Origin of the sequence: Janthinobacterium sp. PSPC1-1 (genome assembly GCF_049897625.1) — a bacterium.
Taxonomy (GTDB): Bacteria; Pseudomonadota; Gammaproteobacteria; order Burkholderiales; family Burkholderiaceae_D; genus Janthinobacterium; species Janthinobacterium tructae.
The window spans coordinates 105778-119844 of the sequence record NZ_JAFCWP010000004.1 but is presented as its reverse complement, the minus strand read 5'-3'; the positions used below and the strand labels follow the sequence as shown (position 1 = coordinate 119844).

Sequence of the window (14067 nt, the reverse complement as noted above, 5' to 3'; positions counted from 1 at the left end):
ATGTGAATGATTAGTCTTGCGCGAGCAAGGCCAGCAGAGCGGCCTCGTCGAGTATGGCCACACCCAGTTCCTGGGCCTTGGCCAGCTTGCTGCCGGCGTCAGAACCGGCCACGACATAGCCTGTCTTCTTCGACACGGAACCGCTGACCTTGCCACCAGCCGCCTCGATCAGCTCCGCCGCCTCGTCGCGACTCATATTGGGCAAGGTGCCCGTCAGGACGAAAGTCTTGCCGTCCAGCTTGCCGCCAGCGGCTGACATTTCAGGCAATTGTGACAGTAATTCATTGCGCAGGGCGTCCAGTTGACCGAGCAGCTTGACATTGTTCTCGTCGGCCAGCCATTGCGCCAGCGCTTCGGCCACGGCGGCGGGCAAGCCCGCGTGGAAGCTGGCCCCTTGCGCGGCCAGGCTGGCCAGGGTCACGCCCCGCTCCACCAGCTGCTTGCTGCGCGGTTCCGTCAGCTTGGGGATGCCGATGGCTGCCAGCAACGTCGTTTGCTCCAGCTGCGTGCGCAGCTTGGCGCTGGGCGCGTGTTCACCCTGCGGCGTGACGCCAGCGTCCAGCAATGCCTGCAGCGCCTGCTGGTTCTTTTCTTCGGCAAAGAAATCGGCGATGGACACGGCCACAGTGCCGCCAATGTCGGGCAGCACGCGCAGCAAAGCCGCCGGCGCTTTGCGCACATACGCCAGGCTGCCCAGCCACTCGGCCAGGGTCTTGGCCGTCGATTCGCCCACGTGGCGAATGCCCAGCGCAAACAGGAAACGTTCGAGCGGCGGCCGCTTACTTGCTTCTATGCCGGCCAGCAAGTTTTCCGCCCATTTGGTGGGAATCTTGCCTTGTTGCACTGTTTCTGGCGTCGAACCATCGCGCTCGTCGGCGCGCACTTTCATTTCCAGCAATTTATCCAGGGTCAGGCTGTACAGGTCAGCCAGCCCATGCACGTATTCCAGTTCGACCAGGGTATCGATATAACGTTCCCCCAGGCCTTCGATATCCATCATGCGCCGCCCGGCAAAGTGACGGAACGCTTCCTTGCGCTGGGCCGAACAGAACAGGCCACCCGAGCAGCGGGCGATGGCCTCGCCCTCTTCGCGCACCACGTGGGAATCGCAGACAGGACAGCGCTCCAGCATCTTGAACGGCAGCGGCGCCGGTTCGGGGCGCTTCTCCAGCACCACGGACAGCACTTCCGGGATCACATCGCCGGCGCGGCGCACGACGACGGTATCGCCCACGCGCACATCCTTGCGCAGCACCTCGTCTTCATTGTGCAAGGTGGCATTCGTCACCGTCACGCCGCCCACGGACACGGGCGCCAGGCGCGCCACGGGTGTCATGGCGCCCGTGCGGCCCACCTGGATATCGATGCCCAGCACCACCGTCAGCGCCTCTTCGGCGGGGAACTTGTGCGCCAAGGCAAAACGGGGGGCGCGCGAGACAAAGCCCAGCTCCTGCTGGTCTTGCGTCGCGTTCACCTTGTAGACCACGCCGTCGATTTCATACGGCAAGGCGGGGCGGCGCGCGCCCATATCGGCGTAGTAGGCCAGCAAGCCCTGCGCGCCCTGCACCACACTGCGCTCCTTCGACACGGGTATGCCCAGGATCTCGTACCAGTCCAGCAGGGCCGAATGCGACACAGGCATGGCGGCGCCATCGAGGGCGCCGATGCCATACGCATAGAATCGCAGCTTGCGCTGCGCCGTGATGCGCGAATCGAGCTGGCGCAGGCTGCCGGCCGCCGCATTGCGCGGGTTGGCGAATTCCTTCTGCCCCGCGTCGCGCTGACGCTGGTTCAAACGGGCAAAATCGGCCTTGAACATCATGACTTCGCCACGCACGTCCAGCAGCGCCGGTACATTCTCGCCATGCAGGCGCAAGGGGATGCCGGAAATGGTGCGGATATTCGCCGTCACGTCTTCGCCCGTGGCGCCATCGCCGCGCGTGGCCGCCTGCACGAACAAACCGTTTTCATAGCGCAGGTTGATGGCCAGGCCGTCGAATTTCACCTCGGCCGCATAGTCGACTTGCGCAGCGTCAAGATCCAGGCCTTCGCGCACGCGGCGGTCGAAGTTGACGATATCGTCATCGGTGAAACCATTGTTTAGCGACAACATCGGCACCGTGTGCGTGACTTGCTCGAATTGCGGCAGCGGCGCCGCGCCCACGCGCAAGGTGGGCGAATCCGGTGCTCGCAGTTCGGGATGGGCCGCTTCCAGCGCCTGCAGTTCGACAAACAGCTTGTCGTACTCGGCGTCGGGAATGGTGGGATTGTCGAGCACGTGGTAGGCGTGCAGATGCCGATTGAGCTCGGCAGTGAGTGCCAGGACGCGAGCAGTGGCGTCCTGGTTGGTCAGATCAGTCATTATTGCGGGATTCTTCAGCTAAATAAACGCAGGGCGCGGGTGGAACCTGCCGGAATGTCGGCCGCGTCCATTTCCTGGTAAAACTCTTGCACCTGGCCGGCGATCTCGGCCAGCGCCGCGTCGGACAGGGCCTGGTTGTAATCGTCGACGATAGTGGCGTCGAGGCGGCCCACCAGTGCCTTGGCACAGGCAACCATGGCGCCAAAACCGTCGCGCGCGGGCGCCACGCAGGGCACGTCCAGCAACAAGGTCAATCGGGGCGTGGTTTCCTCGGCCAGGGTGACATTCGTCGACAGCGAAAACAGATGGCTGCCGTCGCCATCGGGCATGACGAAGCGGCCATCCGGACGCACGTCGAAGCCCTGCTTTTCCAGCGCAAACAGCAAGGTGGAAATGGCCCACGGCGCGCCGTTCGTGTGCAGGTTGACGCCCAGCTGGGCATCGTGACCGGCGACGAAGCGGTGCAGATTGCGCGCTTCGGCCATCACTTCCATCATGTCGGGTACTTCCGGCTCGGCGCCGATCTCGTCGGCCACGCCGCGCAGGCGCGTGACCAGTTCCGAGTATTCCAGTTCATTCAAGGCCGTGCTGCGGCTGGCCAGCTGCACGCCGCCCTGCATCTTGGTATAGACACCGCCATGCGTGATCGGTTCCCAGTCGCCATTCACGTGCAAGCCGATGAAATGCACGGGCTTGTTGCCCACCAGGCGCAGGGTTTGCAGCACGGGCAGGATCTTGTCGCCGCGCACGGGCGCTTCCAGCGACAAAGGCAGCAGGCAATCGATCAGCGGGTCGACCAGGCTGGTCGCCTGTTCGCTGGCGGCGCTGACTTCTTGCACGGGCTCGGCGGCTGGTGCAGGTACTGGCTCGGCAGGTGCATCCCCCAGCGACGGCTCCACATGTACGGGGGCATCGGACACGGGCGCGGCTGGCGGTGCGCCGAACGACGGTTCGGCCTTGGCGGCTGGCGCGGCGTCAAAGCGCGGTTCCTGGCGCAAGACGGGCTCCTGGACATCCGCCACGGGAGCGTCGCCCTCGCGCATCAGCACGTCGTCGTGGTCGGTGGAAAAGGCCCGTTCCACGCTTTTCTTGGCCTTGTATTCCTGCCATTTGTTGTACGAGAAAACACCGACGATAAAGACGCCGCCGGCGCCGAACAAGGTAATTTGTAAGTCTGTCATGCTGCTTGTGCCTCGGTTGCAAAATTTGCGGCGGACTCCATGTCCACCGCCACGATGCGCGATACGCCCTGCTCCTGCATCGTCACACCGATCAATTGATGGGCCATTTCCATCGCAATCTTGTTATGCGAAATGAAAAGGAATTGGGTCTGGTCGGACATGCGCTTGACCATGCGGCAGAAGCGTTCCGTGTTCGAATCGTCCAGCGGTGCATCGACTTCGTCGAGCAGGCAGAACGGCGCCGGATTCAGGCGGAACATGGAAAACACCAATGCGGTCGCGGTCAGCGCCTTCTCTCCACCCGATAACAGGTGGATGGTGGCATTTTTCTTGCCGGGAGGCTGCGCCATGACTTGTACACCGGAATCGAGAATCTCGTCGCCCGTCATGGTCAGCCTGGCCTGCCCCCCGCCAAACAGGATGGGGAACAGCTCGGAAAAGTGGTGGTTGACCTTGTCGAACGTGTCTTGCAGCAAGTCGCGCGTTTCCTTGTCGATCTTGTGAATCGCATCTTGCAGCGTATTGATCGCTTCCGTCAGGTCGGCATTCTGGGCGTCGAGGAAGTTCTTGCGCTCGGACGCCTGCGCCAGCTCGTCCAGCGCGGCCAGGTTGACGGCGCCCAGGGACGTGATCGCGTTCGTCAGGCGCGTGACTTCGCCCTGCAGGTACGAGGGACGCATGTCCGGGTGCAATTTTTCCGTCAAGGCGGCCTCATCGGCACCGGATTCCAGCAATTGCTGGGCGAATTGCTCCTGGTTCAGGCGCGCGGCCTGTTCCTTGAGCTGCATTTCCATGATCTTGTCGCGCTGCGGCTGCAGGCTGCGCTCCGATTGCGTGCGCGCATCTTCGGACAGGCGCAGCTGCTGCGTGATCTGGTCCAGTTCATGGCGCGCATCCGCCAGCGCGCGCTCCTGCGTGGTGCGGCGCTCGAGCAAGTCCTGCAAGCCGTCGGCCGCTGCGCCGCTTTCCAGATTCGCCAGTTCGAGTTCACCCGCCTGCAGGCTGGCCGTCACTTGCTGCGCCTGCGTGCTGGCCGTGGCGATGTTGCGGCGCAATTCCTCGATCTTCGCGCGGTGGGCTTTTTCCGCGTATTCCGTATCCTTGGCAGCCCGCTCCAGGTCGCGCAAGGCTTCGCGCGCCTCGGCCAGGCGCTGTTCCTTCTGCAAAAAGTCCGTATGGCCGTCTTCGTGCGCTTCCTGCAAGTTGCCCAGTTCCATGTCCAGCTGTTCGAATTTTTCTTCCGATTCCAGCTTGGTCTGCATCTGTTCCGCTTCCTGCGCGGCGATTTCCGCCAGATCCGCACCGATCTGCGTGCTGCGCTGGTTGAAACGCGCTTCGACTTCCGACAATTTGACCACGTCGAGTTGCAGAGTATGCACGGACGACGTCAGTTGCTGTATGCGCAAGCGCAACTCGGACAAGTTGCGCGTCAGGGTGGCGACGGCCGCGTCGGCCCGCACGGAACGGGCGCGCGCCTCTTCGGCCAGCAATTGCTGGGCGCGCAATTGTTTGCCGATATTCTCGATTTCCTGCTGGCGGCCCAGCATGCCTTCCTGCTCCGAATCGGCCGCATAAAAGCGCACGCTAGTGGCCGTGACCACGTGACCAAGCCGCGTGACGAAGTAGCCGCCCGGCGGCAATTTCGCCCGCTCGGCCAGCGCCTCGGCCGCGTCTTCCACGGCGTAGGCGTTGTACAGCCAGTCCTGCAGCAAGCCGCGCAAGCCCGGATCATTAAGTTTCAGCAAGTTCAGGAACGGTTTCAGTCCCGCCACGTCCGGCATCGGCAGCGGCGCCACGGTGGACGGCGCGTACAGGGCCAGCTTGGCCGGTGGCGCATCGGCAAAGAATGCCTTGGCCCAGTCGATATTCGACAGTTGCAGGGCCGACGTGCGCTCGCGCAAGATCGATTCCATGGCCGCTTCCCAACCCGCTTCGATCTGCAGCTTTTGCCACAGGCGCGGCAAGGTATCGAGCTCGTGCTTTTTCAGCCACGGCTGGACCTTGCCCTGGGTTTGCACCCGTTCCTGCAATTGTTTCAAAGCGGAAAGACGCGCTTCCAGCTGGGCATTCGCGGCCGTCTCGGCATTCACTTGCGCCTGGGCTTCAGCGCGCTCCTGCTCCAGCTTGGGCTGCTGCTCCAATGCTTCTTCCAGGTAGAAACCCTGCTCTTCCAGCGTCTGCTGCTTTTCTTCCAGCTGCAGTTTCAGGTTTTCCAGGTGGCTGCTGTCGGGCAAACTGAGGCTGTTCTTTTCCTGTTGCAGGCGCTCGCGGCGCGTCAACAGGCTGGCCAGGATGTTGGAGGCGTTGCGCTGGTGCGCCGATTCCAGTTCCAGCTGCTGCTGCGCCTGCATGATGCGCGCGCGTGATTCCGTGCTCTTGTTTTGCGCGGCGCGCCAGGCGGCGTCCAGTTCGGGCAATTGCTCGCCCTTCTGCTCGGCCATCATTTGCGATTGCTCGACCTTGGCAGCCAGCTCTTCGAGATGAAATTCCGCCTCTTCGATCTGTTCCTGGTATTCGCTGCCCTGGCTGCTCCACTGGTCGCGCTGGGCCGTCAGGGTCGCCAGCTGGGCCTGCAGGCGCGCGCGCGATTCGATGACGAACTTGATCTGCGCTTCCAGGCTGCCGATTTCCGCATTCGTCTGGTACAGATGGCCTTGCGCCGTATGCAGGCGGTCGCCCACGGCAAAGTGTGCCTGGCGCATCTGTTCCAGGGTCAGCTCGACGTTGCGCAGCTTGGCCGTCTGTTCTTCCAGGTCCGTCTGCGCCTGTTCCACTTCGCGGAAATAGCGCGTCTGCTCGTTTTGCGCCTCGTTCTTGCGCAACAGCCACAGCAATTTCTGCTTTTCTTCCTGGTCCGCCTGCAAGGCGTGGAAACGCGTGGCCACGGCCGCCTGCGCTTCCAGCTTTTCCAGGTTGGCATTGAGTTCGCGCAAGATGTCTTCCACGCGCAACAGATTTTCGCGCGTGTCCTGCAAGCGGTTTTCCGTCTCGCGGCGGCGTTCCTTGTATTTCGACACGCCCGCCGCTTCTTCCAGGAAGACGCGCAATTCCTCGGGGCGCGATTCGATGATGCGCGAAATCATGCCCTGGCCGATGATGGCGTAGGCGCGCGGACCGAGGCCGGTACCAAGGAAAATATCCTGGATGTCGCGCCGGCGCACGGGCTGGCCATTGATGTAATAGGTGGACGTGCCGTCGCGCGTCAAGGTGCGCTTGACGGCGATCTCGGCGTACTGACCCCACTGGCCGGAGGCTTTGCCATCGTTGTTGTCGAACACCAGTTCCACGGAAGCGCGCCCGGCGGGCTTGCGGTGCGTGGAGCCGTTGAAGATGACGTCCTGCATCGATTCGCCGCGCAATTCCGACGCTTTCGATTCGCCCAGCACCCAGCGCACGGCATCGATGATGTTCGACTTGCCGCAGCCATTCGGCCCAACCACGCCCACGAGCTGGCCTGGCACCTGGAAATTGGTGGGATCGACGAAAGACTTAAATCCCGACAACTTGATGGAAGAGAGACGCACGTGTTTTAGAGTTCCTGGCCTATGCTGGCGGTTGAGATCGGCGAACCCGGTTCATATTCAGTTCAGATGCACCATGGCGACGGCAGTCTGGCCACTCACCGCAAAAAAGTGGTTCATCATACCAGTTCCTGATGCTTTTCTGGCCAAAAAACAGCGGCATCAAGTGCCGGCCGGCACCATATTAAGGGGCTGGACGTCCATCCTGCGCCAGTTTCCAGTCTTCACGGGAGAAAACGCGATCATGGCCGGACAGCACCATGGCCAGTTTTTGCAGCCACTGCTCGGTCGGCATGGGCTCGGCCTTGAAGCTCAGCGCCACCATCAGCACCAGGCTGGCCAGCGCCAGCGCATGGCTGACGGCAAAATTGACGGCGCCGCGGGCATTCCACATGAAGCCCAGCGCCAGCGCCAGGCCCAGCACGCAGCCGCTGACGGCTTCCGACACGCTGTGCGCATGCACGACGATACGCGAAATGGCCACCAGCACGGCAAACGCCACACCGATCAGGACGCCGGCATGGCGCCAGCGCGGTTCGGCCCGCTGCAGCAGCACATACATCAGCACGGGAAACACGGCGCCGGCGCGCATGGCGTGGCCGCTGAAGCCCGTAAAATCGAGCGCGCTGCTGCCCACACCCCAGCTCATGAAGGCCAGCTTCGACAGCACCACGAGGGCCAGGCCACCGCCGTACCACAGGCTCCAGCTGAGCACCAGGCGCCACTGGCGCGAGACGAGCAGCCACAGGGCAATCGCCACGCCAGCCGGCCCCATCACGGACATATCGGCCGCAAAAGAAATTCCATTCCACCAAGTCATCGTGCCTGCGCTTATTTCATGATCAGCGTGCACTATGCCACGACTCGGCCCTGTTCCGCGCGGCTTTTGCTGTACTGCAGCAAAGAATTACATTCCATTACAAAATTCCCCTGCGAAAACTATCCACTCGGCAAGTACCAGGCACGCGTCAAATATTCGTCAGGCGCTTGCCCCTGGGCGGCGCGAAGTCGCGGATCGATTCGATCATGCCCACTTCCAGCGCCTGGTCGGCCGTCAGGTGCAGGTCGGAATACGCATGCACCTGCCATTGCTCGTCCGTCAGGTTGACCTGGCCGCGCAGGATGCGCTCGGTACGCATGTCGTCGGCGCGCAAGCCCTCGACGATGATGCTGAGCGCATCGGGGCGCGAACCGGGCGAAGCGGTCGCATGCGACTTGTGCACCATGAAGCGGGCCGTGTCGCTGGCATGGCGATGCCGCCCCGACAGAAACAGGGTGACGGCGATGGACGCCACGGCGCCTGCGTTGTAAGTAATGATGTCAAACGGCAACTTGCTGAGAAAGTTGTACAGACAAATGCCATCGCTGACATAGCCGCCGTTGGACTGGATCAGGATATGCGCGGCGGTGAGCTTGTCTTCCGTGATGTCGGCCACGGCGTTGAAGACGCGCCGCACCATGTCACTGTTGACGTCGCCAGAGAGGGTAAAGTAACCGTGCTGCTCGGTGTTGTTTTGTGTCTCGCTTTGTGTAGTGTTCATGGCAGCCACCCGCAAGAAAGCCGAGCTTTCATCATAGTCCATTCCCACGCGGCCGGGCGCCCTTTTGCAGTGGATCAGGCCCCTGCCCAGCCCCGTAAATCGGGGGTTTTGCGACAATTTGGCAACGTCTTTACAGATTGACAGAATACCCCTGCTGACATATATTCCTCACACTTGATCGGGAGAGGGCAACCCAGCGTTGCCGCCGAAGGGGCACTACCCAAAAACTCTCAGGCAAAAGGACCGATCAGGCGGACTGAAGCTGTTGCTTTGGCGACATCTTTAGCTCAACTCTGGAGAGCGGCCGCGGCTATTGCCGGCGGCCCACCGAAGGGGCGCACGGGGCAAGCCCCCGTAATCTCTCAGGTACAAAGGACAGGGGGGTCAGTGATCACGATGGAGTGCCGTTTTGGCTCTCGATATTCTGTGTTCTGTTAACTTCCCCCTTTACCTTCGTCCCGAGGAATCCATGACGCTCAAAGCGACCCCACTCAACAACGCCCACCGTGCCCTCGGCGCCCGCATGGTCGATTTCGGCGGCTGGGACATGCCCGTCAACTACGGCTCGCAAATCGAAGAACACAACGCCGTGCGCGGCGACGCCGGCATGTTCGACGTGTCGCATATGTGCGTGGTCGATATCGAAGGCCCGAACGTGCGCGCCTTTTTGCGCGGTTTGCTGGCCAATAACGTCGACAAGCTGCAAGTGTCGGGCAAGGCGCTGTACTCGTGCATGCTGAATGCCGAAGGTACCGTCATCGATGACCTGATCGTCTACTTCTTCAATGAAAACTGGTTCCGCCTCGTCGTCAACGCGGGCACGGCGGAAAAAGACGTGGCCTGGATGCAGCAGCAAAATACAGCCACCAACAGCGGCCTGACGATTACCGAACGCCGCAATGCCAACGATCCGATGGCCCTGGTGGCCGTGCAAGGCCCGAACGCGCGCGCCAAGGTATGGCAAGTGCTGCCGGAAACGCAAGCCGCGTCCGAAGCCATCAAACCGTTCAACGTCGTCATCATCAAGGACACCGCGTTCGGCGAAGTCATGCTGGCGCGCACCGGCTACACGGGCGAAGACGGCTTTGAAATCGGCGTATCGGCGACCCAGGTGGAAGCGCTGTGGAACGCCCTGATCGCCGCCGGCGTCAAGCCGGCCGGCCTCGGTGCGCGCGACACCCTGCGCCTGGAAGCGGGCATGAACCTGTACGGCCAGGACATGGACGAAAGCGTCAACCCGCTCGACGCGGGCCTGGCGTGGACCATCGACCTGGTCAGCGAGCGTGATTTCATCGGCAAGGCCGCCCTGCTGGCCAAAGGCCAGAACGCGCAATTCGTCGGCCTGATCCTGCGCGAAAAAGGCGGCGTGCTGCGCGCCCATCAAAAAGTCATCATCGCCGGCAGCGACGCCACGGGCGAAATCACCAGCGGCACCTTCAGCCCCACCATGCAGGAAGCGATCGCCCTGGCGCGCGTGCCCAACGGCGTGAACGTGGGCGACAGCGTGCACGTGGAAATCCGCGGCAAGCAACTGGCCGCCTCCGTCGTCAAGCTGCCTTTCGTGCGTAACGGTAAAATCCTGGTTGCGTAAGCGATTAGCGATAGAGAGCCACCGCCCGCAAGACCGAATAAACATAATCAATAACGAACACTTACCATCTGGAGCCACACATGAACATTCCTGCAGACCTGAAGTACACCGCCTCCCACGAATGGGTACGCCTTGAAGGCGACGGCACCGTCACCGTCGGCATCACCGAGTACGCGCAGGATGCCCTGGGCGACATCGTCTTCGTCGAACTGCCAAGCGTGGGCAACACCTATGGCGCCGGCGACGATGCCGCCGTGGTGGAATCGGTCAAGGCCGCGAGCGACATCTACGCGCCGATCGCTGGCGAAGTCGTGGCCGTCAACGACGACGTGGTCAACTCGCCTGAGTCGATCAACGCCGACGCCTACGCCAACTGGCTGTTCAAGATCAAGCCAGCCGACGTGTCGGCCCTGGACGGCTTGCTCGACGCCGCCGCCTATGGCGCCACCACCAGTGCGTAATCGCGTTTGACTCACGGGCCGCGTTTGCGGCCCGTTTGCTTTGGTTGCAATAAATTACAGCAGCGCCCGCGCGCCGCCTCCCGGTTTTTCAGTCTTTTTTGGCCTCTATATCATGACCCGCACCAGCCTGACCCAACTCGAAGCACGCGATGCCTTCATCGCCCGCCACATCGGCCCTTCCGCCACCGAACAGCAAGCCATGCTGGCGACCCTCGGCTATCCATCGCGCGCCGCGCTGATCGACGCCCTGGTACCGGCCAACATCCGCAACAAGGGCGCCCTGCCATTGGGCGCGTATTCGCAGCCGATGCCGGAACAGGAAGCCCTGTCGCGCCTGAAAGCCATCGCCGGCAAGAACCAGGTGCTCAAATCCCTGATCGGCCAGGGCTACTACAACACGTTTACGCCTGGCGTCGTGCTGCGCAACATCTTTGAAAACCCGGCCTGGTACACGGCGTACACGCCTTACCAGCCGGAGATTTCGCAAGGCCGCCTGGAAGCGATTTTGAACTTCCAGCAAGTGATCACGGATTTGACCGGCATGGGCATCTCGAACGCATCGATGCTGGACGAAGGCACGGCCGCCGCCGAAGCGATGACACTGATCCAGCGCGTGGGCAAGTCGAAATCGAACGTGCTGTATGTGGCCAATGACGTGCTGCCGCAAACGCTGGAAGTGGTGCAGACGCGCGCCCAGCCGATCGGCATCGAGGTGCGCACCTTCGATCCGGCGGAAATCGAAGCGCTGGACGCCTGCTTCGGCGTGCTGCTGCAATACCCTGGCGTGAACGGTGTCGTGCGCGACTACCGCGCTGGTGTGGAAAAACTGCATGCGAATGGCGCAATGGTCATTGTCGCTGCCGACCTGCTGGCCCTGACCATGCTCACGCCACCTGGCGAATGGGGCGCCGACGTCGTCGTCGGCAACAGCCAGCGCTTCGGCGTACCGCTCGGTTTCGGCGGCCCGCACGCGGGCTACCTGTCCACGCGCGATGAATTCAAACGCAATATGTCGGGCCGCCTGGTGGGCGTGACCGTCGATGCGCAAGGCAACAAGGCGTACCGCCTGGCCCTGCAAACGCGCGAACAGCATATCCGCCGCGAGAAAGCCACCTCGAACATCTGCACGGCGCAAGTGCTGCTGGCCGTGATGGCCTCGATGTACGCCGTCTACCACGGCCCCGCCGGCCTGCTGCAGATCGCCCAGCGCGTGCACCGTTTTACGGGCGTGCTGGCCGCCAACCTGAAGACGCTCGGCTATGGCGTCGTCAATGCGAGCTACTTCGACACATTGACCGTCAACGTCGCCGATGCGGCGCAACTGCACGCGACGGCCATACACCACGGCGTCAACCTGCGCAAGATCGACGCCACCCATGTCGGCGTGTCCTTGGACGAAACCACCACGCGCGACGATATCGCGCTGCTGTGGAAGGTCTTCGCGCACGGCCTGGCCAACGCGCCTGCCGCGCCTGACCTGGACGCCGTTGAAGCGAATGTGAGCAGCGCGCTGCCGGCACAACTGAGCCGGACCAGCGCCTACCTGACCCACCCCGTCTTCAACAGCTACCATTCGGAACACGAAATGCTGCGCTACCTGCGCAGCCTGGCCGACAAGGACCTGGCGCTGGACCGCACCATGATCCCGCTCGGTTCGTGCACCATGAAGCTGAACGCGACGTCCGAAATGATTCCCGTCACCTGGCCGGAATTCTCCAACATCCACCCGTTCGCGCCCGATGCGCAAACGGTGGGCTACCGCGAAATGATCGCGCAGCTGGAAGAGATGCTGTGCGCGCTGACAGGCTACGCGGCCGTCTCGCTGCAGCCGAACGCCGGTTCGCAGGGCGAATACGCGGGTCTGCTGGTGATCAAGGCGTATCACGAATCGCGCGGTGAAGGCCACCGCAACATCTGCCTGATCCCGTCGTCGGCGCACGGCACCAACCCAGCATCGGCCAACATGGTCGGCATGCAGGTGGTCGTCACCAGCTGCGACGCCAACGGCAACGTCGACCTGGCCGACCTGAAAGCGAAAGCGGAAAAGCACAGCGCCAACCTGGCTTGCGTGATGGTCACCTACCCGTCCACCCACGGCGTGTTTGAAGAAGGCATCCAGGAACTGTGCGAGATCATCCACTCGCACGGCGGCCAGGTCTACATCGACGGCGCCAACATGAACGCGCTGGTCGGCGTGGCCGCTCCCGGCTCGTTTGGCGGCGACGTCTCGCACCTGAACCTGCACAAAACCTTCTGCATCCCACACGGCGGTGGCGGACCAGGCGTCGGCCCGATCGGCGTGGGCGCCCACCTGGCGAAGTTCCTGCCGAACCAGCGTTCTACGGGCTACCGGCGCGACGCCGCCGATGCAGGGATAGGCGCCGTCAGCGCCGCACCATTCGGCTCGGCCAGCATCTTGCCGATTTCGTGGATGTATATCGCCATGATGGGCGCGGAAGGCTTGACGGCAGCGACCGAGACGGCGATTCTGGCAGCGAACTACATCGCGCGCCGCCTGGCGCCGCACTACCCCGTGCTGTACTCGGGCCACGACGGCCTGGTCGCGCACGAGTGCATCCTGGACCTGCGCCCGATCACGGACGCCACCGGCATCAGCAACGAAGACGTGGCCAAGCGTTTGATGGACTTCGGTTTCCATGCGCCGACCATGAGCTTCCCCGTACCGGGCACCTTGATGATCGAGCCGACTGAAAGCGAATCGAAAGTGGAAATCGACCGCTTCATCGACGCCATGATCGCCATCCGCGCGGAAATTGCCAAGGTCGCCAGCGGTGAGTTCGACCACGACGACAACCCGTTGAAGCATGCGCCGCACACGGCGCAGGTGTTGATGTCGGACAACTGGGAACGCAAGTACAGCCGTGAAATCGCGGCCTACCCCGTCGCTTCCCTGCGCCAGCGCAAATACTGGCCACCGGTCGGCCGCGCCGACAACGTCTACGGCGACCGCAACCTGTTCTGCGGCTGCGCCCCGATCAGCTCTTACGAAGAAGAGTAAACGCCAAGCGCCCGCTTAGGCGGGCGTGCCAGCGACAGGAAGGCAGGCCAGACGGCCTGCCTTTTTTCATGCCCGCAAGGGTAGGTCGGATTAGCGCGTGAGCGCGTAATCCGACACCACCACCGGCCTCGCCAACAATGTTGTCGGATTACGCTCCGCTAATCCGACCTACGCAACCGGCAACGCCAGCAAGACCGCGCCCGGCAAGCCCAGCACGGTGCCCAGTATCGTCAGCAACATGACATCGCGCCGCTCGCAGCGGGTGCGGTGCGAGCTCCAGGCGGCAAACAGCAAGGCGACCGCCACGCCGCTGAGCGAGATTCCCACTTCCATCATGCCGTCTCTCCCGTCATTGTTTCTTTCTTCATTGCTCTCATCCTTTTCATTGATT

General features: G+C 62.6%; 9 protein-coding genes and 2 riboswitches. Of the genes, 3 read left to right on the top strand and 6 right to left on the bottom strand.

The features are described 5' to 3' along the window. Nucleotides 1-10: 10 nt before the first annotated feature. The 5 genes from ligA to ACP7EG_RS14470 all read right to left on the bottom strand — a co-directional run bounded on the left by ligA (nt 11) and on the right by ACP7EG_RS14470 (nt 8605). Complete coding sequence (gene ligA / locus ACP7EG_RS14490; RefSeq protein ID WP_426088152.1) at nt 11-2362, bottom strand: NAD-dependent DNA ligase LigA; 2352 nt, start codon at nt 2360-2362, stop codon at nt 11-13. A gap of 14 nt (nt 2363-2376) precedes the next feature. Further along, on the bottom strand, nt 2377-3543 hold the full coding sequence (locus tag ACP7EG_RS14485; protein WP_426088151.1) for a cell division protein ZipA C-terminal FtsZ-binding domain-containing protein: 1167 nt from the start codon (nt 3541-3543) through the stop codon (nt 2377-2379). Further along, nucleotides 3540-7067, bottom strand: coding sequence for a chromosome segregation protein SMC (smc, locus tag ACP7EG_RS14480; protein WP_426088150.1), 3528 nt, complete (start codon nt 7065-7067; stop codon nt 3540-3542). The genes ACP7EG_RS14485 and smc overlap by 4 nt, the downstream gene beginning before the upstream one ends. A 181-nt stretch (nt 7068-7248) precedes the next feature. Continuing rightward, nucleotides 7249-7884, bottom strand: coding sequence for a phosphatase PAP2 family protein (locus tag ACP7EG_RS14475; RefSeq protein ID WP_426088149.1), 636 nt, complete (start codon nt 7882-7884; stop codon nt 7249-7251). A gap of 148 nt (nt 7885-8032) precedes the next feature. Then, nucleotides 8033-8605: an ATP-dependent Clp protease proteolytic subunit gene (locus ACP7EG_RS14470; RefSeq protein WP_426088148.1), complete on the bottom strand. Its 573-nt coding sequence runs from the start codon at nt 8603-8605 to the stop codon at nt 8033-8035. A 169-nt stretch (nt 8606-8774) separates the two neighbouring features. Continuing rightward, nucleotides 8775-8861: riboswitch (glycine riboswitch) on the top strand. A 27-nt stretch (nt 8862-8888) separates the two neighbouring features. Then, a riboswitch (glycine riboswitch) is annotated at nt 8889-8994 on the top strand. 80 nt (nt 8995-9074) lie between these two features. Between ACP7EG_RS14470 and gcvT the strand changes: the two genes are divergently transcribed. From gcvT to gcvP, 3 genes are all read left to right on the top strand, one after another. Further along, a complete protein-coding gene (gene gcvT / locus ACP7EG_RS14465; RefSeq protein ID WP_282409269.1) occupies nt 9075-10196 on the top strand; it encodes a glycine cleavage system aminomethyltransferase GcvT in 1122 nt (373 codons plus the stop codon). 80 nt (nt 10197-10276) lie between these two features. After that, a complete protein-coding gene (gene gcvH / locus ACP7EG_RS14460; protein ID WP_071077771.1) occupies nt 10277-10657 on the top strand; it encodes a glycine cleavage system protein GcvH in 381 nt (126 codons plus the stop codon). A gap of 112 nt (nt 10658-10769) precedes the next feature. Continuing rightward, nucleotides 10770-13676: an aminomethyl-transferring glycine dehydrogenase gene (gene gcvP / locus ACP7EG_RS14455; protein WP_426088147.1), complete on the top strand. Its 2907-nt coding sequence runs from the start codon at nt 10770-10772 to the stop codon at nt 13674-13676. A 168-nt stretch (nt 13677-13844) separates the two neighbouring features. Here the strand turns inward: gcvP and ACP7EG_RS14450 are convergent, their stop codons facing one another. Next, complete coding sequence (locus ACP7EG_RS14450; protein ID WP_426088146.1) at nt 13845-14012, bottom strand: hypothetical protein; 168 nt, start codon at nt 14010-14012, stop codon at nt 13845-13847. Nucleotides 14013-14067: the final 55 nt, after the last annotated feature.

What these genes read in the sequence shown, in the direction of transcription:
- ligA (WP_426088152.1), bottom strand. Translation starts at nt 2,362, where the DNA reads ATGACTGATCTGACCAACCAGGACGCCACTGCTCGCGTCCTGGCACTC.
- ACP7EG_RS14485 (WP_426088151.1), bottom strand. Translation starts at nt 3,543, where the DNA reads ATGACAGACTTACAAATTACCTTGTTCGGCGCCGGCGGCGTCTTTATC.
- ACP7EG_RS14475 (WP_426088149.1), bottom strand. Translation starts at nt 7,884, where the DNA reads ATGACTTGGTGGAATGGAATTTCTTTTGCGGCCGATATGTCCGTGATG.
- ACP7EG_RS14470 (WP_426088148.1), bottom strand. Translation starts at nt 8,605, where the DNA reads ATGAACACTACACAAAGCGAGACACAAAACAACACCGAGCAGCACGGT.
- gcvT (WP_282409269.1), top strand. Translation starts at nt 9,075, where the DNA reads ATGACGCTCAAAGCGACCCCACTCAACAACGCCCACCGTGCCCTCGGC.
- gcvH (WP_071077771.1), top strand. Translation starts at nt 10,277, where the DNA reads ATGAACATTCCTGCAGACCTGAAGTACACCGCCTCCCACGAATGGGTA.
- gcvP (WP_426088147.1), top strand. Translation starts at nt 10,770, where the DNA reads ATGACCCGCACCAGCCTGACCCAACTCGAAGCACGCGATGCCTTCATC.
- ACP7EG_RS14450 (WP_426088146.1), bottom strand. Translation starts at nt 14,012, where the DNA reads ATGATGGAAGTGGGAATCTCGCTCAGCGGCGTGGCGGTCGCCTTGCTG.